20 protein-coding genes are annotated in these 25,588 nt (G+C 54.2%); 2 read left to right on the top strand and 18 right to left on the bottom strand.

Annotation, left to right across the window (positions count from 1 at the left end; translation table 11 throughout):
- Positions 1-39: 39 nt before the first annotated feature.
- The 18 genes from ACMGG5_RS09950 to rpsB all read right to left on the bottom strand — a co-directional run bounded on the left by ACMGG5_RS09950 (position 40) and on the right by rpsB (position 21,719).
- On the bottom strand, positions 40-2,172 hold the full coding sequence (locus ACMGG5_RS09950; protein ID WP_290095292.1) for a lysine decarboxylase LdcC: 2,133 nt from the start codon (positions 2,170-2,172) through the stop codon (positions 40-42).
- 100 nt (positions 2,173-2,272) lie between these two features.
- Entirely contained in the window at positions 2,273-3,232 is a 960-nt protein-coding gene (accA, locus tag ACMGG5_RS09945) for an acetyl-CoA carboxylase carboxyl transferase subunit alpha (RefSeq protein WP_008501895.1), read from the bottom strand.
- Between the two features lie 12 nt (positions 3,233-3,244).
- Positions 3,245-6,727: a DNA polymerase III subunit alpha gene (gene dnaE / locus ACMGG5_RS09940; protein WP_024907529.1), complete on the bottom strand. Its 3,483-nt coding sequence runs from the start codon at positions 6,725-6,727 to the stop codon at positions 3,245-3,247.
- Positions 6,728-6,765: 38 nt separating this feature from the next.
- Complete coding sequence (gene rnhB, locus ACMGG5_RS09935) at positions 6,766-7,362, bottom strand: ribonuclease HII (protein WP_420277805.1); 597 nt, start codon at positions 7,360-7,362, stop codon at positions 6,766-6,768.
- Positions 7,359-8,507, bottom strand: coding sequence for a lipid-A-disaccharide synthase (lpxB, locus tag ACMGG5_RS09930; protein WP_024907527.1), 1,149 nt, complete (start codon positions 8,505-8,507; stop codon positions 7,359-7,361). Before lpxB ends, rnhB begins: the two co-directional genes overlap by 4 nt.
- On the bottom strand, positions 8,507-9,295 hold the full coding sequence (gene lpxA, locus ACMGG5_RS09925) for an acyl-ACP--UDP-N-acetylglucosamine O-acyltransferase (protein WP_023310462.1): 789 nt from the start codon (positions 9,293-9,295) through the stop codon (positions 8,507-8,509). Before lpxA ends, lpxB begins: the two co-directional genes overlap by 1 nt.
- A gap of 3 nt (positions 9,296-9,298) precedes the next feature.
- Positions 9,299-9,754 (bottom strand): 3-hydroxyacyl-ACP dehydratase FabZ, encoded by a 456-nt coding sequence (gene fabZ, locus ACMGG5_RS09920; RefSeq protein ID WP_010426706.1) that lies wholly within the window; start codon positions 9,752-9,754, stop codon positions 9,299-9,301.
- A 102-nt stretch (positions 9,755-9,856) separates the two neighbouring features.
- A complete protein-coding gene (gene lpxD / locus ACMGG5_RS09915) occupies positions 9,857-10,882 on the bottom strand; it encodes a UDP-3-O-(3-hydroxymyristoyl)glucosamine N-acyltransferase (RefSeq protein WP_023345460.1) in 1,026 nt (341 codons plus the stop codon).
- 3 nt (positions 10,883-10,885) lie between these two features.
- A complete protein-coding gene (skp, locus tag ACMGG5_RS09910; RefSeq protein WP_008501902.1) occupies positions 10,886-11,380 on the bottom strand; it encodes a molecular chaperone Skp in 495 nt (164 codons plus the stop codon).
- A 122-nt stretch (positions 11,381-11,502) separates the two neighbouring features.
- Positions 11,503-13,920: an outer membrane protein assembly factor BamA gene (bamA, locus tag ACMGG5_RS09905; protein ID WP_024907525.1), complete on the bottom strand. Its 2,418-nt coding sequence runs from the start codon at positions 13,918-13,920 to the stop codon at positions 11,503-11,505.
- A gap of 29 nt (positions 13,921-13,949) precedes the next feature.
- Positions 13,950-15,302 (bottom strand): sigma E protease regulator RseP, encoded by a 1,353-nt coding sequence (gene rseP / locus ACMGG5_RS09900; protein WP_024907524.1) that lies wholly within the window; start codon positions 15,300-15,302, stop codon positions 13,950-13,952.
- Positions 15,303-15,313: 11 nt separating this feature from the next.
- Positions 15,314-16,171 (bottom strand): phosphatidate cytidylyltransferase, encoded by an 858-nt coding sequence (gene cdsA, locus ACMGG5_RS09895; RefSeq protein WP_420277804.1) that lies wholly within the window; start codon positions 16,169-16,171, stop codon positions 15,314-15,316.
- A 12-nt stretch (positions 16,172-16,183) separates the two neighbouring features.
- On the bottom strand, positions 16,184-16,942 hold the full coding sequence (gene ispU, locus ACMGG5_RS09890; protein ID WP_024907522.1) for a (2E,6E)-farnesyl-diphosphate-specific ditrans,polycis-undecaprenyl-diphosphate synthase: 759 nt from the start codon (positions 16,940-16,942) through the stop codon (positions 16,184-16,186).
- Positions 16,943-17,128: 186 nt separating this feature from the next.
- Positions 17,129-18,328 (bottom strand): 1-deoxy-D-xylulose-5-phosphate reductoisomerase, encoded by a 1,200-nt coding sequence (gene ispC, locus ACMGG5_RS09885; RefSeq protein ID WP_048990262.1) that lies wholly within the window; start codon positions 18,326-18,328, stop codon positions 17,129-17,131.
- A 95-nt stretch (positions 18,329-18,423) separates the two neighbouring features.
- Positions 18,424-18,981, bottom strand: a complete 558-nt coding sequence (gene frr, locus ACMGG5_RS09880; protein ID WP_014882629.1) for a ribosome recycling factor — start codon at positions 18,979-18,981, stop codon at positions 18,424-18,426.
- Between the two features lie 167 nt (positions 18,982-19,148).
- Positions 19,149-19,874, bottom strand: a complete 726-nt coding sequence (gene pyrH, locus ACMGG5_RS09875) for a UMP kinase (protein ID WP_008501910.1) — start codon at positions 19,872-19,874, stop codon at positions 19,149-19,151.
- Positions 19,875-20,024: 150 nt separating this feature from the next.
- On the bottom strand, positions 20,025-20,876 hold the full coding sequence (gene tsf / locus ACMGG5_RS09870) for a translation elongation factor Ts (RefSeq protein WP_014830708.1): 852 nt from the start codon (positions 20,874-20,876) through the stop codon (positions 20,025-20,027).
- Between the two features lie 117 nt (positions 20,877-20,993).
- Complete coding sequence (rpsB, locus tag ACMGG5_RS09865; protein WP_003856207.1) at positions 20,994-21,719, bottom strand: 30S ribosomal protein S2; 726 nt, start codon at positions 21,717-21,719, stop codon at positions 20,994-20,996.
- A 320-nt stretch (positions 21,720-22,039) separates the two neighbouring features.
- Between rpsB and map the strand changes: the two genes are divergently transcribed.
- Together map and glnD are read left to right on the top strand one after the other, a co-directional pair.
- Positions 22,040-22,834: a type I methionyl aminopeptidase gene (gene map / locus ACMGG5_RS09860; protein WP_023310454.1), complete on the top strand. Its 795-nt coding sequence runs from the start codon at positions 22,040-22,042 to the stop codon at positions 22,832-22,834.
- 63 nt (positions 22,835-22,897) lie between these two features.
- A complete protein-coding gene (gene glnD, locus ACMGG5_RS09855; protein WP_024907520.1) occupies positions 22,898-25,573 on the top strand; it encodes a bifunctional uridylyltransferase/uridylyl-removing protein GlnD in 2,676 nt (891 codons plus the stop codon).
- Positions 25,574-25,588: the final 15 nt, after the last annotated feature.

Raw genomic sequence — 25,588 nt, 5'->3', positions numbered from 1 at the left:
CGTTACAACCGAAAACCCGCACCTTGCAAGCGGTCACCCTTATTTTAGGACTCGCACCCAGTAAACGCCGTTCTCATCGCGCTTCGCACCGTGAATATCCGTCTCAAAACCGGGATAGTGACGCCCTACCGAACAGAGCATCAGCAGGAAATCGAGCACGGCCCGACTCTCCTCGGTAATCATCTCTCCTGGCATCAGGAGCGGAACGCCCGGCGGGTAAGGCAGGATCATGTTGGCCGATACGCGCCCGACCAGATTTTCCAGCTCAACGGTTTCGACCTCCCCTTTCACCTGGCGCTGCCAAGCCTTGTGCGGGGTTAATTTCATCTCCGGTAAGACATCGAACGCCTGAAGCATCAGACGCGGCAGATCGTGCTGGCGGATCAATCTGTGGATCCCCTGGGCCAGATCCTGAATACGCATATTGCGATAGAAGTCAGGATCCTCCGCGTAGAGATCCGGCAGCATGTTCTTCACCCGCAGGTTAAGATCGTAGGCGCGCTTAAACTCCATCAGACCGCGCAACAACCCCATCGCCCGCGTTTTATCAATACCAATACTGAACAGGAACAGCAGGTTATAGGGGCCGGTTTTTTCCACCACCACACCCCGTTCATCAAGGAATTTCGCCACCAGCGCGGCCGGAATACCTTCTTCACTCATCTTGCCCTGCTCATCCATGCCCGGCGTCAGGATTGTTACTTTTACCGGGTCGAGAAACATATGGTCGCTATCGGCATCCCGGAAACCATGCCAGTCTTCGCCGGGCGAGACGGGCCAGCACTCCGCCTCATCAATCTCTTCAGGCTGCCAGATATCAAAGAACCAGCCGTCGGCTTCATCTTTCAGCCGCTGAACCTCTTTGCGGAAATGCAGCGCGCGCTCCACCGAACGGTTGATGAGACGTTTGCCCGGGTTGCCGCGCAGCATCGCCGCGGCCGTTTCAATAGAGGCCACCAGCGGATAGCTCGGTGAAGTGGTAGTGTGCATCATAAAGGCTTCGTTGAACGTGTCTTCGTCGTACTCACCTTTGATGTGGATAAGCGAAGCCTGGGAAAATGCTGCCAGCATTTTGTGCGTCGACTGCGTTTCAAAGAATACTTTACCCGGCACGCGTTCACCACTCATGCCGCTTTTACCCGCGTATATCGGGTGGAAGTTGGTGTACGGTACCCATGCGGAATCAAAGTGGATAGACGGCACGTCCAGCGCCTTTTTGATCCAGTCTGTATTGTACAGCAGACCGTCATAGGTCGAGTTGGTGATCACCGCATGGACAGGCCAGCTTGCGCCTGGCAGTGCCGCGATCTTGCTTTCAATGGCTTCATGGGTGAACTCCCGGCGCGGAATACCGCCAAGTATACCGAGCGCGTTACGCGTGGGTGATAGCCAAAGCGGTACGACGTCGCTCATCATCAGCAGGTGAGCCAGCGATTTATGGCAGTTACGGTCAATCAGCAGGGTGCTCCCCGCCGGCGCGGCGTACATACCGACGATTTTGTTCGAGGTCGAGGTGCCGTTGGTCACCATATAGCTCTGCTCTGCGCCAAAGGTGCGGGCGATATACTCTTCGGCTTCCAGATGCGGGCCGGTGTGATCCAGCAGAGAGCCTAATTCGGTGACTGAAATCGACACGTCCGCTTTCAGCGTGTTGCCACCAAAGAAATCATAGAACAGGCAGCCCACCGGGCTTTTTTGATAAGCCGTACCCGCCATATGACCCGGCGTACAGAAGGTATATTTCCCCTCCTTTACGTAGGTGAAAAGCGCCCGGGTAAACGGTGGCGTAATGTTATCGAGATATTCATTCGTGTATTGTTGAATGCGGGTCGCAATATCGTCCGCCACGCCGAGGGAATATTCAAAGAACCACAGCGCCATACGCATATCATTGGCGCTGACGTCCATGGTGGAGTGGGTATTAATAAACGCATACAGCGGGAGGTATTCGTTCAGCTTGTTGATGTCGCTGCACAGTTCGAGATCATATTCATCCCAGTCGAAGATCACGCCGCAGATACGCGGGTTATGCTCGATGAACTTCAGCAGGTCGGCGCTGTTGTGCGGCCAGATTAGCTGATACCCGCGCGACTGCAGGGATTGCTCCAGCTCCTTAATCGGCTCATCTTTATAAAAGACGCCGTGCGGCCCCATAATGGCAATGATATTCATGGGCTTCCTCCTTAAAAAACATTAGCTAAGCATAGTCCGGCTAAACCGCAGGTATAAAAAAAGCCGCAACAGTGTGCGGCTTTTCAGATAATTGTGAAGCTTACGCGTAACCGTAGGTCATCAGACGCTGGTAACGGCGGTTGAGCAGATCCTCTTTGCTCAGCACGTCCAGATCCGCCAGGTCAGCCAGCAGCTGCGCTTTCAGAGAAGCCGCCATCACTTCCGGCTTACGATGTGCACCACCCAGCGGTTCCGGGATGATGGAATCGATCAGCTTAAGCTCTTTCAGGCGTGGCGCAATGATACCCATTGCTTCTGCAGCCAGCGGCGCTTTGTCGGCGCTTTTCCACAGAATGGACGCGCAGCCTTCAGGGGAGATAACGGAATAGGTGCTGTACTGCAGCATATTCACTTTATCGCCCACGCCAATCGCCAGCGCACCGCCGGAACCACCCTCGCCAATAACGGTACAGATGACCGGCACCTTCAGACGAGACATCTCGCGCAGGTTGCGCGCGATGGCTTCAGACTGACCGCGCTCTTCCGCGCCCACGCCAGGGTATGCACCCGGGGTATCGATGAAGGTGATGATTGGCATGTTGAAACGCTCAGCCATCTCCATCAGACGCAGGGCTTTACGGTAGCCTTCTGGTGCTGGCATACCAAAGTTACGACGGATTTTCTCTTTGGTTTCACGGCCTTTCTGATGACCAATGATCATCACCGGGCGTCCGTCCAGACGCGCGATACCGCCAACGATAGCTTTATCGTCAGCGTATGCGCGATCGCCTGCCAGTTCGTCAAATTCGTCAAACGCCAGGCGGACATAATCCAGGGTGTACGGACGCTGTGGATGGCGAGCCAGCTGGGCCACCTGCCATGCGCCGAGATCGGCAAAGATTTTGCGCGTCAGCTCTACGCTTTTCTCGCGCAGACGATGCACTTCTTCGTCGATGTTAATATCCAGTTTTTCATCCTGACGGCTTACCGCTGTCAGAGAATCGATTTTCGCTTCCAGCTCAGCAATCGGCTGTTCGAAATCAAGGAAATTCAGACTCATAGTATTCCTGTATTAGTCAAACTCCAGTTCCACCTGCTCCGAACCAATGAGGCCACGGAGATCGTTCAGTAAACGATCGCTCGGAGAGACACGCCACGTTGCACCAAAGCGCAACCGCGCGCGTGCATCCGCCCTCTGATAGTAGAGATGTACTGGAATTGTCCCCGAGCGGTGGGGTTCCAGAGACTGACGGAGTCGGTTTAAAAGCTGGTCATCAATTTGCCTGTCCGTCAGCGAGATAGCAAGCCCGCGAGCATATTTTTCCCGGGCTTCGTCAATGTCCATCACTTCGCGGGCGGTCATTTTAAGCCCCCCACTGAAGTCATCAAAGCTGACCTGTCCGCTGACGATAAGTATGCGGTCTTTTTCCAGCAATTGCTGGTATTTATCCAGCGCGTCGGTGAACAACATCACCTCCAGACGCCCGGAACGGTCATCCAACGTACAGATGCCGATACGATTGCCGCGCTTGGTGACCATAACCCTTGCAGCAATCACGAGCCCCGCAGCCGTGGTGATTTTACCACGTTCTGTCGGATGCATGTCTTTAAGCCTGTGGCCGCCGACATAGCGCTCAATTTCTTTGATGTACTGGTTGATCGGGTGCCCCGTCAGGTACAAGCCTAACGTCTCACGCTCGCCATCCAGTACCACCTGTTCTGGCCACGGCTGGCAGTTGGAGTAAGATTGCTCGATCTGCTCCGGCTCTTCCGCCAGCACCCCGAACATATCCGCCTGACCAATGGCTTCCGCTTTTGCATGCTGATCCGCCGCTTTCAGCGCATCGCCGAGGGAATTCATCAGCGCGGCGCGGTGCGGCCCCAGCCGGTCAAACGCGCCGGACATGATCAGTTTTTCCAGCACGCGACGGTTCAGTTTTTTGGTATCGGTGCGGGCGCAAAGATCGAACAGCTCGCGGAAATACCCGCCGTTGTTACGCGCTTCGATGATCGCCTCGATCGGACCTTCACCCACGCCTTTGATTGCGCCGATCCCGTAAACGATCTCTCCGTCGTCGTTGACGTGGAAGTGGTAGAGACCCGAGTTAATGTCCGGCGGCAGGATCTTAAGCCCCATGCGCCAGCACTCGTCCACCAGGCCCACCACCTTCTCGGTGTTGTCCATATCGGCCGTCATTACCGCCGCCATAAATTCAGCAGGATAGTGCGCTTTCAGCCACAGCGTTTGGTACGACACCAAAGCATAGGCGGCGGAGTGGGATTTGTTAAATCCGTACCCAGCGAATTTCTCCACCAGGTCAAAGATCTTAATCGCCAGTTCACCATCAACGCCGTTTTTTCTCGCGCCTTCTTCGAAAGTGCCTCGCTGCTTGGCCATCTCTTCCGGCTTTTTCTTACCCATCGCACGACGCAGCATGTCAGCGCCGCCGAGGGTATAGCCGGAAAGCACCTGGGCAATCTGCATAACCTGTTCCTGGTACAGGATGATGCCGTAGGTGGGCTCCAGCACCGGCTTCAGGCTTTCATGCTGCCACTGAACGTCCGGGTAGGAAATCTCTTCGCGCCCGTGCTTACGGTCGATAAAGTTATCTACCATCCCTGACTGCAGCGGGCCCGGACGGAACAGGGCTACCAGCGCGATCATATCTTCGAAGCAGTCGGGCTGCAGGCGCTTAATCAGATCTTTCATGCCGCGCGATTCAAGCTGGAAGACGGCGGTGGTCTCCGAGCGCTGCAGCATGTCGAAACTTTTCTTGTCATCCAGCGGGATGGCCGCGATATCCAACGGCGGCTCGCCGTTCTTCTCGCGGCGGGCGTTGATCATCTCCAGCGCCCAGTTAATGATGGTCAACGTACGCAGACCAAGGAAGTCGAACTTCACCAGCCCGGCGTATTCTACGTCGTTCTTATCGAACTGGGTAACCGGGTGCTGGCCCGCTTCGTCGCAGTAGAGCGGCGCAAAGTCGGTAATTTTGGTCGGAGCGATAACTACGCCACCCGCATGCTTACCGGCGTTACGCGTGACGCCTTCCAGCTTGCGCGCCATGTCGATCAGCGCTTTGACTTCTTCGTCCGCTTCGTAGATTTCCGGCAGCTGCGGTTCGGCCTCAAAGGCTTTTGCCAGCGTCATGCCCGGATCGGGCGGTACCAGTTTTGAGATGCGATCGACAAACCCGTACGGGTGGCCCAGCACGCGGCCGACGTCACGGATAACCGCTTTCGCCGCCATCGTACCGAACGTAATAATCTGCGATACCGCATCACGGCCGTACATATCGGCGACGTGCTCGATCACCTGGTCACGTTTCTCCATGCAGAAGTCGACGTCAAAGTCGGGCATGGAAACACGTTCCGGGTTAAGGAAACGTTCGAACAGCAGGTCGAATTCCAGCGGATCGAGATCGGTAATTTTAAGCGCATAGGCCACAAGCGACCCTGCACCGGAGCCTCGCCCCGGTCCGACCGGAACGCCATTATCCTTCGACCACTGGATAAACTCCATGACGATCAGGAAGTAGCCCGGGAAGCCCATCTGGTTGATCACCTGGAGCTCAATATCCAGGCGTTCATCGTACGGCGGCCGCTTCTCTTTGCGAACGGCCTCATCCGGGAACAGGAACTCCAGACGCTCTTCCAGACCTTCTTTTGATTTTGCGACCAGGAAATCTTCCGTGGTCATGTCTCCTGTCGGGAACTGTGGCAGGAAGTACTCGCCAAGGCGGACGGTAACGTTACAGCGCTTGGCAATCTCTACGCTGTTTTCCAGCGCTTCCGGGATATCGGAGAAGAGCTCACACATCTCCTCTTCGCTGCGCATGTACTGCTGCGATGAGTAGTTGCGCGGTCGTTTAGGATCGTCCAGCGTGAAGCCATCGTGGATCGCCACGCGAATTTCGTGCGCGTCAAAATCTCCCGGCTCAAGGAACCGCACATCGTTGGTAGCCACCACGGGCAACCCACGCTCTTCTGCAAGTGCCACAGCGGCATGAAGATAGTTCTCTTCGTCCTGACGGCCGGTGCGGATCAGCTCCAGATAATAACGATCCGGGAAATACTCTTCATAGAACGAGAGGCATTGATCCACCAGCGCGCTATTGCCGCGCAGCAGGCATTTGCCGACATCGCCCATACGGCCACCGGAGATCAGCAGCAGCCCTTCGTTCAGCTCAGCCAGCCAGTCACGGTCGATCCACGGCCCCAGCGCACCGTATCCGCGCTGGTAGGCTTTTGAAATAAGCAGAGTGAGGTTTTGATAGCCCGTGTTGTTCATCGCCAGCACGGAGATTTGCGTCATTTCATCGCCGATAAGATCGCTCTGCACATGAAAATCTGCGCCAACGATAGGCTTCATCCCCGCGCCATGCGCCGTTCCGTAGAACTTCACCAGGCCACACAGGTTGGTAAAATCGGTGATCGCCAGCGCGGGCATGCCAAGGGAGGCCGCCTTTTTTACCAGCGGCCCGGTCTTCGCCAGCCCATCGATCATGGAGTAGTCGCTATGCACCCGCAGGTGTACGAAACGTGGTTCAGCCATCTTCAGATTCCGCGTTACTTAATTGCTTGCGTATTGATTCAGGACACCCGTCCCAGCGCGCGTTTCACCGGGCCAAAGCTGCGCCGGTGATGTTCGGTTGCGCCATGTTCAGCCAGCCTTTCCAGATGGAAAGGTGTGGGATACCCCTTATGCTGGGCGAAACCATACTGAGGGTAAGTGAGGTCCAGCGCGGCCATTTCAGCGTCGCGCGTCACTTTGGCAATAATAGAAGCTGCGCTGATTTCTGCGACCCGGCTATCGCCTTTGACAACCGCCATTGCAGGCATGGGCAATGCGGGACAGCGGTTGCCGTCAATCAGGACATATTCCGGGGAAATTTTCAAACCCGCTACCGCACGCTGCATCGCCAGCATCGTGGCATGCAAAATATTCAGTTCGTCTATTTCATGCGGTTCAGCGCGCCCCAGGCTCCAGGCCAGCGCCTTCTCCTGAATCTCACTAAACAGCGCCAGCCGGCGCTTTTCAGACAATTTTTTTGAGTCGTTCAGCCCGATAATCGGGCGAGCCGGATCGAGGATCACCGCGGCGGTCACCACAGCCCCCACTAACGGACCACGACCCACTTCGTCCACGCCCGCCACAAGGCGAGTGTGAGGATAAACAAATTCCATCATTTTGCTAGCTCCAGCACCGCATCAGCCGCTTGCTCATCAGCATTACAGCGGATCAGTTGATGCAGTTCGCGGAAGGTGTCGTGCATCTGGTGGCTGGTCTTGCCGTTTGCCAGCAGCGGCAGCAGTGCATCCGCGAGCGCCTGCGGCTGGCACTCATCCTGCAATAGCTCTTTCACCAGCTCGCGCCCGGCAAGCAGGTTTGGCAGGGAGACATAATCCGTTTTCACCAGACGTTTTGCCAGCCAGAAGGTGAACGGCTTCATGCGGTAACCGACCACCATCGGGCATTTCGCCAGCATACATTCCAGGGCCGCCGTGCCGGAAGCCAGCAGTGCGGCATCGCTCGCATACATCGCTTCTCGCCCTTTGCCGTCCAGAAGACGGACGTGGAGATCCGGGGCGACTTCCGCTTTGATGCGCTCAAACTGCTCGCGGCGTTTGGCATTCACCAGCGGAACAACCACTTCAAGGTCGGGATAGCTCTGGCGAAGAATTTGCGCTGTTTTGAGGAAATCGGCGCTCAGCATCTCAACTTCTGCACCACGGCTGCCTGGCAGCAGTGCCAGACAATGCACATCATGGGGGATGCCCAGCACGTCGCGCGCCGCGTTTTTATCCGGATCCAATGGCATCGCATCCGCCATGGTATGACCGATAAAACGGCACGGAACATTAAATCTGTCGTAAAACGCTTTTTCGAAAGGCAGAAAAGCCAGCACCAGGTTGGTGGACCGTCCAATTTTGAAAACGCGTTTCTGTCGCCACGCCCAGACGGACGGACTGACGTAGTGAATGGTTTTTATGCCCTGCTTTTTCAGATTCCCTTCGAGGGTAATGTTGAAATCAGGTGCATCGATACCGACAAACACATCGGGTTTGAGTTCGGTAAAACGGCGGGTGAGATCGGCACGAATGTGCAGCAAACGGCGGAGCCGTCCCAGCACCTCAACGATGCCCATCACGGCCAGCTCTTCCATTTCATACCAGGCTTCACAGCCTTCGGCCTGCATCAGCGGGCCAGCAACACCGACAAAGCGAGCGTTGGGTACACGCGCCTTAAGCGCGCGGATGAGACCTGCACCAAGAATATCGCCGGAGGTTTCTCCGGCGACCAGGGCTATCGTAAGCGGACGACTGTCGACCATTAACGAATCAGACCCCTTGTTGAACGGTCAAAGAATTCCATGAACGCGTTCACTTCCGGGTGCTTATTCGCCAGCTCGGCAATTTCCGGCTTCGCCTCTTCCAGCGTTTTACCGCTACGGTACAGCAGTTTGTACGCGTTGCGGATGGCAGTAATCGCTTCGCGGCTAAAACCACGACGCTTGAGGCCTTCGATGTTCACGCCAAACGGCGTGGCATGGTTGCCCTGCGCAATCACATACGGTGGGACGTCCTGCGCCACACCGGAGCAGCCGCCAACCATCACGTGCGCACCAATGATGCAGAACTGATGGACTGCGGTCATACCGCCAATAATCGCGAAGTCGTCAACCGATACGTGTCCTGCCAGCGTTGCATTGTTGGCAAGAATACAGCGGTCACCCACGGTACAGTCGTGCGCGATATGCGCATTAACCATAAACAGGTTATCGCTGCCCACCTTCGTCAACCCACCACCCTGTACTGTTCCACGATGAATGGTGACGCTTTCGCGAATACGGTTACGATCGCCAATTTCCAGACGGGTCGACTCACCAGCATATTTCAGATCCTGGTTAACTTCGCCGATGGAGGCGAACTGATAGATCTCGTTATTGCAGCCAATGGTCGTATGACCATTCACGACAACGTGAGATTTCAGTACTGTACCCTCACCAATTTCGACATGGGGTCCAACAATACAAAACGGGCCAATGTGGACGTTAGCACCAATGATGGCACCGGTTTCCACAATCGCGGTAGGATGAATAAAGGCGGATTTATCAATCACGTATCAGGACTCCCGGCTACGAGCACACATCATCGTCGCTTCGCAAACAACTTTGCCGTCAACCAGTGCTACGCCTTTGAAGCGAGTCAGGCCGCGACGCGTTTTTTCAAAAGTGACTTCCATGATCATCTGATCACCAGGCACGACAGGGCGCTTAAAGCGCGCTTCATCAATACCCGCGAAGTAATACAGCTCACCTGGCTCCAGTTTACCGACGCTTTTAAACGCCAGAATACCGGTAGCCTGAGCCATCGCTTCCAGAATCAACACACCCGGGAAGATAGGCTTACCAGGGAAGTGCCCCTGGAAGAACGGCTCGTTCACGGAAACATTTTTCACTGCGCGCAGAAAACGACCTTCTTCAAAATCCAGCACGCGGTCTACCAGCAGAAACGGGTAGCGGTGCGGCAGAAGTTCTAAAATCTCTTCAATATGCAGAGTATGAGTGTCAGTAGTCAAAATACTCTTCCTGTCAAAATGTACTGATAACAATAATAACACGGCCTGCCGGTTTATTAGAAAGCCGACAGGCCGGGAAAAATAGCGTTAAACGGATGACGCTTAGTCTTGTTGATCGATCTTACGCTCAAGAGACTTGAGGCGCTTGCTCATATCATCAATGTTCATCACCAGAGCTGCTGTTTTACGCCATACCTTGTTGGGCTGTAGCGGAATGCCTGAGGAATAAACGCCAGGTTCAGTGATAGGACGCATTACCATGCCCATTCCCGTCACGGTCACCTTGTCGCAGATTTCCATATGGCCATTAATCACGCTCGCACCGCCAATCATGCAATAACGGCCAATTTTCAGGCTGCCCGCCATGATGACGCCACCCGCAACCGCGGTATTGTCGCCAATCACAACGTTATGCGCAATCTGGCACTGGTTATCGATGATAACACCATTGCCAATGATCGTGTCGTCAAGCGCGCCACGGTCAATGGTGGTACAGGCGCCGATCTCCACGCGATCGCCAATAATAACGCGACCAAGCTGTGGGATCTTCACCCAGTTACCGCGATCGTTAGCGTAACCAAAGCCATCAGAACCAATCACGGTGCTGGACTGGACGAGGCAGTTTTCGCCAATTTCAACGTCATGATAAACGGACACATTGGCCCACAAACGGGTCCCTGCGCCGATTTTCGTATTTTTCCCAACGAAGCAGCCTGGGCCAATGACGACGTTATCGCCCAGCACAACGCCGGATTCGATAACCGCATTCGCCCCAACGGCGACGTTGTTACCCAGTCTGGCCGTCTCATCAATCGCTGCGCTGGCAGCAATGTTCTGGGCCGGTTGCGGCGTGGTATCAAGAATTTGAGCCATGCGTGCATACGTCAGGTAGGGGTTTTTCACTACCAGCGCGCTTACAGTGGCAAATGGAAGGTCGTCCTGCGTCAGTACAACAGCTGACGCCTGGCATTGAGCCAGTTGCTCACGGTACTTAGGGCTTACCATGAAGGTAATCGTGCCAGCTTTAGCAGATTGCATGGACGCAACAGCGGTGATGACGATATCGCCATCACCGTGTAATTCTGCATCCAACTGCTGAGCTAAATCAGCCAGTCGAATTGAAGGCATTACTTATTTAACCTGTTTCAGAACATCAGCAGTGATGTCTTTAACATCTTTGCTGTTGAAAGCGACGGCGTTCGCATCAACAACCAGATCGATGCTCTGATCGGCAGCCACTGCTTTAACAGCGGTCTGAATGCGAGTCACCAGCTTGCCGCGTTCTTCGTTAGAACGACGCTGACGATCCTGCTCGAAAGCCTGCGCTTTCTGAGAGAACGCCTGGCGCTGAGCCATTACGTCTTTTTCCAGCTTGCTGCGGTCGCTTGCCTTCATGGTAGAACCATCACGCTGCAGACGCTGCATTTTGGACTGAAGATCGTTTTCCATACCCTGCAGTTCGCTTGCACGGCCTTTGAATTCGTTTTCCAGAGTCGCAGAAACACCTGTTTTCTGTGCAACCTGCTGGAACAAATTACCCATGTTGACGATTGCAATTTTGTCTGCTGCCTGAGCAGAAGTTGCCATCGCTAAACCGAGACCTGCAGCTAATAACCACTTTTTCACAATTAACTCCTTACCATCCCATTGGCACCAGAAGGTACCGTTCTTTGCGTGGCAAGGCGACCGTGTTACCGATCGCCAGTTGTCAGCGCTACACTGCCAACGCATTCCTTTGCAGCGGATTATTACCAGGTTTTACCAATGTTAAACTGGAATTGCTCCGACTTATCTCCATCATATTTCTTAAACGGCTGGGCGTAAGAGAAGACCAACGGTCCCAGCGGTGACATCCATTGTAATGCGATACCGGCAGACATGCGAATATTGCTCGGATCGCTGTAGTCAGGAATGCCTTCTGCGCGCATCTGGGCAGTATTCTGCCAGTTGGTATCCCATACGGTACCGGCATCCCAGAAGAAGGACGTACGGACCGAGTTCGCATATTTATCGCTGATAAACGGCGTTGGCGTGATGAACTCCAGGCTGGCAACGGCCATGGCGTTACCGCCCACCGCATCATTAGAGCTACAGACTTCCGAAGAGGAAGACTTATCACAGTTATCTTTGTCGTTCCCGCCGTAGTAAACCGCTTTCGGACCAATGTTGTTGGACTGGAAGCCACGAACGGTACTGGAACCACCGGCATAGAAGTTTTCATAGAACGGCAGTTCTTTGCCGCCTAAACCGTCGCCGTAGCCCCAGCGGGTACGACCCAGAACCACCCACTTATGATCGTCATCGATCGGGAAGTAGGACGCGGTATCCAGCGTGACCTTATAGAACTCGTTATCGGAGCCCGGCACGGTCACTTTACCGTTCAGGTTGACGCGAGAACCTTCCGTTGGGAAGTAACCACGGTCAAGACGGTTGTAGGTCCAGCCGTAGTTAAAGGTGAAGTCATCCGCAGCGAAGCCATTGTCATGACCAGTTTTGCTGGTTGACTGACCAATGGAGTCCAGGTAACGCCACATCGCCACCTGCGGTTGCATATTGGACAGGTCGTTATGCACGTAACCTAAGCCCGCACGCAGGGTGTTGTATTCGTTAACCGGGAAGCCAAGCGTACCGTCCACACCGTAACTCTTGTTGGTGTAAGAAGACAGATCCGCATCGTCTGCTTTAAAGTCGTTATAGAAGATACGACCGCCCAGGCTCACACCGTCAACGGTGAAGTATGGGTTCGTTACAGAGAACTCAGAGTAGGTCTGGTAGTCGTTTTTGGTGCCGTTAATCCCGACAGAGTAACCCGTACCCAGCCAGTTATCCTGCTGCACGCCGACCTGGAAGCTGACGCCGCTCTCGGTACCGTAGCCCACACCGAAGTTGAAGCTACCGGTGTTGCGCTCTTTCACTTTATAAACGACATCAACCTGATCCGGGCTGCCCGGTACGCGCTGGGTATCGGTATCCACCGTTTCAAAATAGCCCAGACGGTTCAGACGCTCTTTACCCTGATCAACGAGGTCGCTACCCAACCATGCGCCTTCCATCTGACGCATTTCGCGACGCAGAACAGAATCTTTGGAGGTGTCGTTACCGACGAAGCGGATCTTACGCACGTAGAAACGGTTGCCCGCGTCAACATTCACGTGCAGCTTAACGGTTTTATCCGCGTCATTGATTTCAGGCTGAGTCTGTACGCGCGGATAGGCATAACCATAGCGGCCGAGCAGCTTCTTAATGCTGTCTTCCATTTTGGTTACCTTGGAACCGCTATACAGGTCGCCTGGCTGAATTTTGGTCAGCGATTCGATTTCAGCAGAATGCCCGGCCAGGTTACCACTCACCTCAACACCCGAAAGCTTGTACTGCTCGCCTTCAGTGATGTTGACCGTGATGTAGATCCCTTTCTTGTCCGGCGTCAGGCTTACCTGAGTCGAGTCGATGTTGAAACGCGCATAGCCACGATCGAGATAGTAGCTGCGCAGAGTTTCAAGGTCGCCCGCCAGTTTCTGTTTCTGGTATTTGCGATCGCCTACCACGTTCCACCATGGCACTTCATCGCGCAGCTGGAAGGTGGAGATCAGTTCGTCGGTGCTGAACGCGTGGTTGCCGACAATGTTGATCTGCTGGATCTTCGCAGAAACACCTTCCTGGAAGACCAGCTTCAGGTCAACACGGTTACGCGGCAGCGGAGTGACAACCGCTTTCACGCTGGCACTGTATTTACCGACGCTGTAGTAGAAGTCTTCCAGACCTTTTTCAATGTCTGAAAGGGTTGTGCGGTCCAGGGATTCACCCACACGAACACCGGATGCTTCAAGGTTTTGCTTGAGCATGTCATCTTTCACCGACTTGTTACCGGAGAAAGTGATACTGGCGATCGTTGGACGTTCTTTTACCTGTACCAGCAGCGTATCACCATCGCGCAGGACGCGGACATCCTCAAAGTTGCCGGTGGCAAACAGAGCACGGATGGTGTTACTGATATCATCATCATTAACCGTATCGCCGGGGCGTACAGGCATACTGAGGAGGGCCGCACCAACGGCGACACGCTGGAGGCCTTCGAAATGAATGTCTTTCACTACGAACCCGTCAGCACCGTATACGGTGGCGCTGCTAAACAGCAGCGACGCTATGAGCAACTTTTTCATCGCCATCGTTATTATGCGTTCTTCCTAACACTCTCTTACAACCGAGAGAAATCATTGAAAAGTGCAAGCCCCATTAACAGCACCAGCAAAATCGAGCCAATGCGATAACTAAAGTCTTGAACTCGCTCGGATACCGGTCCGCCTTTTAGCTTTTCAATCGCTAAAAACAGCAGATGACCCCCGTCTAAAACGGGAAGCGGGAACAGGTTGATTATCCCAAGGTTCACGCTAATGAGCGCGAGGAACATGAGATAGTAAATCACCCCGAACTCCGCTGACATCCCAGCCCCCTGGGCAATCGAAATTGGCCCACTGAGGTTGTTCAGTTTCACATCACCGGTTATCAATTTCCCCAACATGTTGACCGTCAGCTTCATCAGTTGCCATGTTTTATCCGTGGCTTCAAGGATGGCGCTGAACGGCCCATACTGGCGTATTGTCTTGTACTCATCTGGCAGCGGGATCACTTTTGGCACAACGCCTGCAAACCCTTCTGCCTTTTTGCCGACCGACTTCGTATCCGGGATCAGCGTCAGCGAAAGTGGACTGCCCTGCCTTTCAACTTCCAGCGCGAGAGACGTTCCCGGATTATCGCGCACCAGAGTAACAAAGGTCATCCACTCTGTTAATGGTTGACCATCGACTTTAACGATCCTGTCGCCCGCTTGCAAACCCGCTTTGCTCGCCGCCGAATTTGCCTGTACTTCGGCTAATACCGGCTCGATCTGCGCACCGCGTGGACGAATACCCAGCGCAGCGACGGGATCTTCTTTGTCTGGCTCGAAACGCCAGTGACGTAAATCGAGCACTTTGTCCTGACGCGCATCGGAACCAAACGGCGATACGCTGATGGTGGTCTGCGGATCGCCAATTTTGGCAACCAGCTGCAGTCGCACGGCATCCCAATCAGGGGTTTCGATGCCATCAATCGCTTTAAGTTCCATCCCGGATGTAATTTGCGCACTCGCCGCGATGGAGTTGGGAGCAATTTCTCCCACCACCGGACGCACGCCCGGGACGCCGATGATAAACACCAGCCAGTAAGCGAAAATCGCAAAAATGAAGTTGGCTACCGGTCCGGCAGCAATGATGGCGGCGCGTTGTCCAACGGTTTTATTGTTGAAAGCGCTGTGTCGCAGCTCAGGTGCGACAGGCTCGACGCGTTCGTCGAGCATTTTGACGTAGCCGCCCAGCGGGATAAGGGCGATGACAAATTCCGTGCCGTGGCGGTCGGTGCGCGTCCAGAGTGATTTGCCAAAACCGATGGAAAACCGCTCTACGCGCACGCCACAGCGGCGAGCAACCCAGAAATGGCCAAATTCATGCACGGTAATCAGTACACCCAGTGCAACAATGAACGCCGCCAGATTCCAGAGAATGCTCAGCATAAAACCTTCCGTTAAATCGTCCCGAATACCAGTAAAAGCAAACATGCAAACACTGGAACAGCCGCTGTCAGGCTATCAATGCGATCCAGTATACCGCCATGCCCTGGAATCAGGTGTCCGCTGTCCTTAATCCCTGCTTCACGCTTAAACATACTTTCGGTTAAATCACCGAGCACGGAGGCAAGCGCAGCAAAAATCGAGCACACCAGCAGTATTGACGGTGCCACTTCAAGATTCGCCCAGACGCCGTAGCCCCAGGAGATGATCGCTGCCGTAAACAGGCCGCCGATTAATCCTTGCCAGGTTTTACCCGGGGAGACCTTCGGTGCCAGCTTATGTTTGCCAAACAGTTTACCAAACATATAGGCCCCGGAGTCAGCCCCCCAGACCAGAATCATTACATAAAGCAGCCAGATCGCGCCGCTGTAGTGGTTTTCGTCGTAGTGCCAGGCGCGCAGCGCAACCATACCCCAGAAAAAAGGAATAATGGTGAGCAAACCAAAAATCAGTCGTAGCACTTTTGAATTACGCCATAATGCCGCGGAACCTGGATAAAAAAGGACCAGCAACAGCGCGGCAACCCACCAGACCAACGATATCCACAAGGAGCCGGCAACCAGGGGCTGATGAATATCATGGTGATATTCAGGCAACGTAAACAGCATTATGGCCAGGATAAAGCCACAAAGTACCGCGAGCCATACCCGCTGAGTGCGCGAGGTAAAGCCGCTAAACTGTCCCCATTCCCACGCGGCGAGCATGCACACCACCAGCGTGACAATAGCGAATCCCACCGGGGGCAGTAAAAACAGCGCCGCAATGACAATGGGTATTAATACAAAAGCGGAAATCAGGCGATACTTCAGCAAAAGCTACCCCCATCAGGCTTTGTCGCCACCAGGCTCGGTGCCGCCGAAACGACGCTCTCGATTGGCAAAGGCATGCAGCGCACCTTCAAAGTCTTGTTCATCAAAATCGGGCCAAAGAACATCCGTAAAGTAAAGTTCGGCATAGGCAATTTGCCATATCAAAAAGTTACTTATGCGATGTTCCCCCCCTGTCCTAATTACCAAATCCACAGGCGCCTGTTCATTCATGCAGATTTGCTTGCTCAGCGCCTCTTCATCAATTTGGTCGGGTCTCAACAGCCCTTCCTGAACCTGTTCGGCCAGATGCCGAACGCCCTGGATAATATCCCAGCGTCCGCCGTAATTCGCCGCAATATTCAGCGTCAGACCGGTATTATTTTCCGTCAGCGCTTCTGCTTTACGAATCCGTTCCTGCAAACGTGAGTTAAAACGACTGGTATCGCCAATGATACGCAGGCGGACGTTGTGGCGGTGCAGGCTTTTTACTTCGCTGTCTAGCGCCCACACAAACAATTCCATCAACGCAGTCACTTCCTGCAGAGGTCGATTCCAGTTTTCACTGCTAAAAGCATAGAGCGTTAACGCATCAATGCCGTTGTTGGCGGCAAAAGAAACGGCACGACGAACGGATTTCGCCCCCGCTTTATGCCCAAAGGCTCGTATCTTCCCTTGTCTTTTCGCCCAGCGGCCATTGCCATCCATAATGATTGCTACATGACGGCAGCCATGAGCTGGCAAATTTTCGCTTATTGGTTGATTCGCAGACAACATAACGCGTTTTTTGTCCCTGAAAAGGATTTAACGGTACTCAGGAATACTGAAGCCTATACATAAAAAAGCCGTGTCAAACCACGGCTCACCTGACCACATTAAGTCAAATACCTGCGATCAGGTGGCGCAGACTATATCACTGAAGCCCAACGCTAACAAATAGCACGACGACTAGTGGTTGCTTTATCACCAGCTTGCGAGACGTGTCACCTGTTGACGCGCAATATTACGCGCAGCTGCATCCACCGCCAGCACCTCTTCCACGCTTTGTGGTTCGCGCAAATCCATCATCTCCAGTACCGATAAATTTAACGACGCGATATCGGTAAAACGAATTTGCTGATTCAGAAATGCCTCAACGGTAATTTCATTGGCTGCATTAAGTGCCGTCGTCGCCGCCTGCCCCTGGTCAAAGGCAGTCATCGCAAGCTTCAGACAAGGATAGCGGTCATAGTCCGGTTCACTGAACGTCAGGGAACTTAGCTTGCAGAAATCAAGCGGCTTCACGCCGGATTTCACTCGATTTGGCCACGCCATGGAATGGGCAATCGGCGTACGCATGTCCGGCTCGCCCAGCTGTGCCAGCACGCTGCCATCCTGATAACGCACCATCGAGTGAATCACCGATTGCGGGTGAATCAGTACTTCCATCTGTTTCGCTGACGCATTAAACAGCCAGCGCGCTTCAATGTATTCCAGACCTTTGTTCATCATGGTGGCAGAGTCAACGGAGATTTTACGCCCCATCGACCAGTTCGGATGACGGCACGCCTGATCCGGCGTCATGGCGCGCAGTTCAGACAGTGGCGTTTCACGGAACGGGCCACCAGACCCGGTAAGCAGAATAGACACCACGCCATTCTGCTCCAGGTCAGCGTACCCCAGGTTCTGTTGAAAAGGTTGCGGTAAACTCTGAAAAATCGCGTTGTGCTCGCTGTCGACCGGCAAAAGACGCGCGCCGCGCTGCTTCACCGCATCCATAAACAGGCGTCCACAGGTGACCAGCGACTCTTTATTGGCCAGCAGAACATCCTTCCCGGCATCAATCGCGGCAAGCGTGGGCAATAACCCTGCCGCCCCGACGATGGCCGCCATCACCTGATCCACCTCATCCAGCGCCGCCATCTCGCAGGCCGCCTGTTGGCCACTCAGCACCTCGGTTCGACAGCCCTGTTCAAGCAGCTGTGCTTTCAGCAGACGCGCGCTCTCTTCGTCATCCATCACCGCATAGCGGGGCGCAAACTCCAGGCACTGCTCGACCATTCGCTGCACATTCTTACCGGCCACCAGCGCTGTCACGGTGTAGAGTTCAGGATTATGGCGAACGACGTCGAGAGTGCTGCAACCGATAGAGCCGGTTGAGCCAAGGAGTGTTAAATGCTTCATGAGATGCCCGAAAAAAGTTAGACCAGATAAAAGCAAAACGCCGCCAGCAAGACCCAAAGTCCCTCTGAACGGCGTTTATCAGTGTACGACAGAAATCAGAACTGCATCAGTTCCGCTTCTTTATCTGCCAGCGCCGCATCAATTTTCTTGATGGCAGCGTCGGTCATTTTCTGAATGTCGTCCTGAGAACGACGATCGTCATCTTCACTGATCTCTTTTTCTTTCAGCAGCGCTTTTACTTTATCGTTCGCATCGCGACGGACGTTACGCACGGATACACGACCCTGCTCAGCTTCGCCACGAACCACTTTGATCAGATCTTTACGACGCTCTTCCGTCAGTGGAGGCAGTGGAACGCGGATGTCAGAACCCGCAGAGCTTGGGTTCAGTCCGAGGTCAGAGGCCATGATCGCTTTCTCAACGGCCGGGCTCATAGAACGATCGAACACGTTGATTTTCAGCGTACGGGTATCTTCTACCGTTACGCTCGCCAGCTGACGCAGAGGGGTTGGCGTACCGTAGTATTCTACGATGATGCCATCCAGCAGGCTTGGGGAAGCACGGCCAGTACGGATTTTGCTGATTTGGGTTTTGAACGCTTCTACGCATTTTTCCATGCGTACTTCAGCATCTTTTCTGATGTCGTTAATCACGTTACGAATCCTTGAAAACTTGTCTCAGGCAGACTATCCGCCAGCACAGCGCTACAGGTGTGCTAAGTATAGTCGCGTTTAATTCATGACAACGCCAAAGGCGCGCCCGGGTAAGATACCACTACAAAATAAAGCGGAATCTTACCTGTATTTATCGTCAACGGAAATTATTCCGTGATCAAAGTGCCTTCTTTTTCACCCATGACCACGCGACGCAGTGCGCCAGGCTTGTTCATGTTGAAGACACGGATCGGCAGTTTGTGGTCGCGAGCCAGCGTGAAGGCGGCAAGATCCATCACTTTCAGCTCTTTATCCAGCACTTCGCTGTAGCTCAGCTGATCGTACATGGTGGCAGAAGGATCTTTTGCCGGGTCGGCAGTAAACACGCCGTCTACTTTGGTCGCTTTCAGTACCACATCGGCTTCGATCTCGATACCGCGCAGGCAGGCAGCGGAATCGGTTGTAAAGAACGGGTTACCCGTACCGGCGGAGAGGATCACCACGCGGTTATTGCGCAGCAGGCTGATAGCTTCTGCCCAGCTGTAATTATCGCAAACGCCATTCAGGGGAATCGCGGACATCAGGCGGGCATTCACATAGGCGCGATGGAGCGCATCACGCATTGCCAGGCCATTCATCACGGTTGCCAGCATACCCATGTGGTCACCCACTACGCGGTTCATCCCCGCTTTCGCCAGACCAGCACCACGGAAAAGGTTGCCACCGCCAATGACCACGCCAACCTGGATACCCAGTTCGACCAGTTCTTTGATTTCCTGTGCCATGCGATCAAGGATGCTTGCGTCAATACCGAAGCCTTCCGATCCCTGCAGCGCTTCGCCACTCAGCTTAAGCAGAATGCGTTTGTACACGGGTTTTGCATTGGTAGCCATGTTTCTTTCCTGAGACTGTCAACGATTAAGATGGGGGTTAATTCTGGCGACATGATATGCCGCAAATCAGCACAGCGATACTGGAGCCTGTCTGATTTCCTGTGACGGGTGACAAAAAGAAGCCGCCCTCAGGCGGCTCCTTTTCAATCATTAAGACTGCTTGGACATTGCAGCAACTTCTGCTGCGAAGTCAGTCTCAACTTTCTCGATGCCTTCGCCCACTTCGAAGCGGATGAAGCCAGTTACGTCAGCGTTGTGCTCTTTCAGCAGCTGAGCAACAGACTTGCTTGGATCCATAACGAATGGCTGGCCAGTCAGAGAAACTTCGCCGGTGAATTTCTTCATGCGGCCTTCAACCATTTTCTCTGCGATTTCTTTTGGTTTACCAGACTGCATCGCGATGTCCAGCTGAACCTGGTACTCTTTCTCTACCACTTCAGCAGACACGTCTTCTGGCTTAACGAATTCTGGCTTGCTTGCAGCGATGTGCATAGCCAGCTGTTTAACCAGCTCTTCGTCAGCGCCTTTAGCCGCAACCAGAACACCGATACGTGCACCGTGCTGGTAAGAGCCCAGAACGTCGCCTTCCAGAGAAGCAACGCGACGGATGTTGATGTTCTCACCGATTTTAGCAACCAGCGCAACACGTTCTTCTTCGAACTGTGCTTTCAGAACTTCAACGTCAGTGATTTTGCCAGCAACAGCTGCGTCCAGAACTTTGTTAGCAAATGCCTGGAAACCACCATCTTTAGCAACGAAGTCAGTCTGGCAGTTAACTTCCAGAATGATGCCGTAGGTGCCGTCGATTTTAGTGATGATCACGCCGTCAGCAGCAACGTTGCCTGCTTTTTTAGCTGCTTTGATCGCACCGGATTTACGCATGTTTTCGATTGCCAGCTCGATGTCGCCGTTCGCTTCAGTCAGCGCTTTTTTGCAATCCATCATGCCTGCGCCAGTACGCTCGCGCAGCTCTTTTACCAGGGATGCGGTAATTTCAGCCATTCTTAAATCCTCGGGAGATGTGAACTGCCCGGCCGGGGGCCAAACAGTGTAAATTGAAAAAAGGGGCCGGTAATGGGCCCCTATTCATACACGGTACTAATAAGGGGTAAAACCTTATTATTCAGCTTCTACGAAGCTTTCTTCCGCCTGAGAAGCCAGATCCTGGGAACGGCCTTCACGAACGGTAGCAGCTACAGCGCTCAGGTACAGGCTAACAGCACGGATTGCGTCGTCGTTACCCGGGATAACGAAGTCAACACCGTCCGGATCGGAGTTGGTATCAACGATAGCGAATACCGGGATACCCAGGTTGTTAGCTTCTTTGATTGCGATGTGCTCGTGGTCTGCATCGATTACGAACAGCGCGTCTGGCAGGCCGCCCATATCTTTGATACCGCCCAGGCTGTTTTCCAGCTTGTCCAGTTCACGAGTGCGCATCAGCGCTTCTTTCTTAGTCAGCTTGTCGAAAGTACCGTCCTGAGACTGGGTTTCCAGATCTTTCAGGCGTTTGATGGACTGACGAACAGTTTTCCAGTTGGTCAGCATGCCGCCCAACCAGCGATGGTTCACGAAGAACTGGTCGCAGCTGTTAGCAGCATCTTTCACAGCTTCGCTTGCAGCGCGCTTAGTACCAACGAACAGAATCTTACCTTTACGGGAAGAGATCTTGTTCAGCTCAGCCAGGGCTTCGTTGAACATTGGTACAGTTTTCTCAAGGTTGATGATGTGAACTTTGTTACGCGCGCCGAAGATGAAAGGCTTCATTTTCGGGTTCCAGTAACGGGTCTGGTGACCAAAGTGAACACCAGCCTTGAGCATGTCGCGCATGGAAACAGTTGCCATGTTTAAAACCTCTATATTGAAAGTTGGGGTTATGCCTCCACGTATCCCATATTACCGACCCCAAAGGGCACCCCGGAATATGTGCCGATACGTGTGTGTTGTTACACAAAGTGAGATTTGTCGCTTCCGTCCAGCCTGTGTATCTGAGATGGATCGGAAGTCCGGCGCGCTTTATACCACAAAACACGACCAGAAACCAACAGTTGTTGGCGGAGTGTGCTGTTAATGATTCTCAATTTGGCACAGGGTGTGCCTGACTGATACCATTGACGACACTTAGACTAGTATTGTCGAAAAATCGACACCGATGGACAGATTACATGGCTATCTCTATTAAGACACCTGAAGAAATTGAAAAGATGCGCGTCGCCGGTCGTCTGGCCGCGGAAGTGCTGGAAATGATCGAGCCGTTCGTGAAGCCGGGCGTCAGCACCGGTGAACTGGACCGTATCTGTAACGACTATATCGTGAACGAGCAGCACGCGGTTTCCGCCTGCCTCGGCTACCACGGTTTCCCGAAATCCGTCTGCATCTCTATTAATGAAGTGGTATGTCACGGCATTCCTGACGATGAAAAACTGCTGAAAGATGGCGACATCGTCAACATTGACGTGACCGTCATTAAAGACGAGTACCACGGTGACACCTCAAAAATGTTCATCGTTGGCAAGCCGACTATTCTTGGCGAGCGTCTGTGCAAAGTGACGCAAGAGAGCCTCTACCTGGCGCTGAAAATGGTTAAACCGGGTATTCGCCTGCGTACCATCGGTGCGGCAATCCAGAAGTTTGTGGAAGCAGAAGGTTTCTCCGTGGTGCGCGAGTACTGCGGTCACGGCATTGGTCGCGTCTTCCATGAAGAACCGCAGGTTCTGCACTATGATGCAGATGACGGCGGCGTGGTGCTGCAAAAAGGCATGACCTTTACCATTGAGCCGATGGTCAACGCGGGTGACTACCGCATCCGTACCATGAAAGACGGCTGGACGGTGAAAACCAAAGACAGAAGCTTGTCTGCGCAGTACGAGCATACTATTGTGGTAACAGACAACGGCTGCGAAATTATGACGTTGCGCAAGGATGACACCATCCCGGCGATACTGACGCACGACGAATGATAAAAAAGCCGGCAAATGCCGGCTTTTTTAATGGCTATAGCTTTTTCTTATGGGTGGCGCACGATGAGTAATCTTTTACCCGAACAGTATGCTAACACAGCACTTCCCACCCTTCCCGACCAGCCCGATAACCCGGGCGTCTGGCCGTCGCACGAGCTGACCTGCGCGCATATTAAAGCCCATATGGATGTTTTCCATCGCTGGCTGGGCAGCGCGTTCGACGCAGGCGTGTCGGCCGAGCAGCTCATTGAAGCGCGCACCGAATTTATCGACCAGCTTCTGCAGCGCCTGTGGATCGATTACGGGTTTGGGCAAATCAGTGATGTTGCTCTGGTTGCCGTCGGGGGCTATGGCCGCGGTGAGCTGCATCCGCTTTCCGATATCGATCTCCTGATCTTAAGCCGCAAAAAGCTGCCGGACGAACAGGCGCAAAAAATTGGCGAACTGCTGACGCTCCTCTGGGACGTGAAGCTGGAAGTCGGCCACAGCGTGCGCACCCTGGAAGAGTGTCTGCTGGAAGGGTTATCGGACTTGACCGTCGCCACCAACCTGATTGAAACCCGCCTGCTGATTGGCGACGTCGCGCTGTTTCTGGAGCTGCAAAAGCACATCTTCAGCGACGGCTTCTGGCCGTCAGAAAAGTTCTTCGCCGCGAAGGTCGAGGAGCAAAACCAGCGCCACCAGCGCTACCACGGCACCAGCTATAACCTTGAACCCGATATTAAAAGTAGCCCCGGCGGCCTGCGCGACATCCATACCCTGCAGTGGGTCGCTCGCCGCCATTTTGGCGCCACCTCGATGGACGAGATGGTCGGCTTCGGCTTCTTAACCGAGGCAGAGCGTAACGAGCTGAACGAGTGCCTGCACCTGCTGTGGCGTATTCGATTTGCCCTGCATCTGGAAGTCACCCGCTACGATAACCGTCTGCTGTTTGACCGCCAGCTCAGCGTGGCGCAGCGCCTGAATTATCAGGGCGAAGGCAACGAGCCGGTTGAGCACATGATGAAGGATTTCTTCCGCGTCACCCGCCGGGTGACCGAGCTGAACCAGATGCTGCTGCAGCTGTTCGACGAGGCCATTCTGGCACTGACGGCGGACGAAAAACCGCGCCCGATTGATGACGAATTCCAGCTGCGCGGCACGCTTATCGATCTGCGCGACGAAACGCTGTTCATCCGCGAGCCGGAAGCGATTCTGCGGATGTTCTATACCATGGTGCGCAACAGCACCATCACCGGGATCTACTCCACCACCCTGCGCCATCTGCGCCATGCGCGCCGTCATCTGACGGAGCCGCTGTGCTATATCCCGGAAGCGCGCTCGCTGTTCCTGAGCATGCTCCGCCACCCGGGCGCCGTCAGCCGTGGGCTGCTGCCGATGCACCGCCACAGCGTGCTGTGGGCCTATATGCCGCAGTGGTCGCACATTGTCGGACAGATGCAGTTCGATCTGTTCCACGCCTACACGGTGGATGAACACACGATCCGCGTGATGCTCAAGCTGGAAAGCTTTGCAAAAGAAGAGACGCGCTCCCGCCATCCGCTGTGCGTGGAGCTATGGCCGCGCCTGACCCACCCGGAACTGATCCTTATTGCTGCCCTGTTCCACGATATCGCCAAAGGTCGCGGCGGCGATCATTCGGTGCTGGGCGCACAGGACGTACTAAAATTTGCCGAGCTGCACGGCCTGAACTCACGTGAAACGCAGCTGGTGGCCTGGCTGGTACGCCATCATCTTCTGATGTCGGTTACCGCGCAGCGTCGTGACATTCAGGATCCTGAGGTGATCAAGCAGTTCGCGGAAGCGGTTCAGACGGAAAACCGTCTGCGCTATCTGGTCTGCCTGACGGTGGCCGATATCTGCGCCACCAACGAAACGCTGTGGAACAGCTGGAAGCAGAGCCTGCTGCGCGAGCTGTACTTCGCTACCGAAAAACAGCTGCGTCGCGGGATGCAAAACACCCCGGACATGCGCGAGCGCGTGCGCCATCACCAGCTGCAGGCGCTGGCGCTGCTGCGGATGGATAACATTGATGAAGAGGCGCTACACCAGATATGGGCCCGCTGCCGTGCCAACTATTTTGTCCGCCACAGCCCAAACCAGCTTGCGTGGCACGCGCGGCACCTGCTGAAGCACGACCTGTCCCAGCCAATGATTCTGCTGAGCCCTCAGGCTACCCGAGGCGGAACGGAGATTTTTATCTGGAGCCCGGACCGACCTTATCTGTTTGCTGCGGTCTGCGCCGAGCTGGACAGGCGAAACCTGAGCGTTCACGACGCGCAGATTTTCACCACCCGCGACGGCATGGCAATGGACACCTTTATCGTGCTGGAGCCGGACGGCAGCCCGCTGTCGTCGGACAGGCATGAAGGGATACGTTTTGGTCTGGAACAGGCGATTACCCAGCGCAGCTGGCAGCCCCCGCAGCCGCGTCGCCAGCCGGCTAAATTGCGCCACTTTACCGTCGATACCGAGGTCAATTTCCTGCCGACCCACACCGACCGTAAATCGTTCCTGGAGCTGATCGCGCTCGACCAGCCGGGGCTGCTCGCCCGCGTCGGCCAGGTTTTTGCCGATCTGGGAATTTCGCTCCATGGCGCCCGAATTACAACGATTGGCGAGCGAGTAGAAGATTTATTTATAATCGCGACAGCGGACCGGCGTGCCCTTAATAATGACCTGCAGCTTGAAGTGCAACAACGGTTGACAGCAGCCCTCAATCCAAACGATAAAGGGTGATATGTTTTTTAGTGA

Origin of the sequence: Enterobacter sp. BNK-34, assembly GCF_048684445.1 — a bacterium.
Taxonomy (GTDB): Bacteria; Pseudomonadota; Gammaproteobacteria; order Enterobacterales; family Enterobacteriaceae; genus Enterobacter; species Enterobacter pseudoroggenkampii.
The sequence above is the reverse complement of the archived record's forward strand: the minus strand, read 5'-3'. Positions and strand labels throughout refer to the sequence as shown.

Excerpts from the sequence above, each read along its gene's own strand:
- ACMGG5_RS09950 (WP_290095292.1), bottom strand. The coding sequence starts at position 2,172 with ATGAATATCATTGCCATTATGGGGCCGCACGGCGTCTTTTATAAAGAT.
- accA (WP_008501895.1), bottom strand. The coding sequence starts at position 3,232 with ATGAGTCTGAATTTCCTTGATTTCGAACAGCCGATTGCTGAGCTGGAA.
- dnaE (WP_024907529.1), bottom strand. The coding sequence starts at position 6,727 with ATGGCTGAACCACGTTTCGTACACCTGCGGGTGCATAGCGACTACTCC.
- rnhB (WP_420277805.1), bottom strand. The coding sequence starts at position 7,362 with ATGATGGAATTTGTTTATCCTCACACTCGCCTTGTGGCGGGCGTGGAC.
- lpxB (WP_024907527.1), bottom strand. The coding sequence starts at position 8,507 with ATGGTCGACAGTCGTCCGCTTACGATAGCCCTGGTCGCCGGAGAAACC.
- lpxD (WP_023345460.1), bottom strand. The coding sequence starts at position 10,882 with ATGCCTTCAATTCGACTGGCTGATTTAGCTCAGCAGTTGGATGCAGAA.
- bamA (WP_024907525.1), bottom strand. The coding sequence starts at position 13,920 with ATGGCGATGAAAAAGTTGCTCATAGCGTCGCTGCTGTTTAGCAGCGCC.
- rseP (WP_024907524.1), bottom strand. The coding sequence starts at position 15,302 with ATGCTGAGCATTCTCTGGAATCTGGCGGCGTTCATTGTTGCACTGGGT.
- ispU (WP_024907522.1), bottom strand. The coding sequence starts at position 16,942 with ATGTTGTCTGCGAATCAACCAATAAGCGAAAATTTGCCAGCTCATGGC.
- ispC (WP_048990262.1), bottom strand. The coding sequence starts at position 18,328 with ATGAAGCATTTAACACTCCTTGGCTCAACCGGCTCTATCGGTTGCAGC.
- pyrH (WP_008501910.1), bottom strand. The coding sequence starts at position 19,874 with ATGGCTACCAATGCAAAACCCGTGTACAAACGCATTCTGCTTAAGCTG.
- tsf (WP_014830708.1), bottom strand. The coding sequence starts at position 20,876 with ATGGCTGAAATTACCGCATCCCTGGTAAAAGAGCTGCGCGAGCGTACT.
- rpsB (WP_003856207.1), bottom strand. The coding sequence starts at position 21,719 with ATGGCAACTGTTTCCATGCGCGACATGCTCAAGGCTGGTGTTCACTTT.
- map (WP_023310454.1), top strand. The coding sequence starts at position 22,040 with ATGGCTATCTCTATTAAGACACCTGAAGAAATTGAAAAGATGCGCGTC.
- glnD (WP_024907520.1), top strand. The coding sequence starts at position 22,898 with ATGAGTAATCTTTTACCCGAACAGTATGCTAACACAGCACTTCCCACC.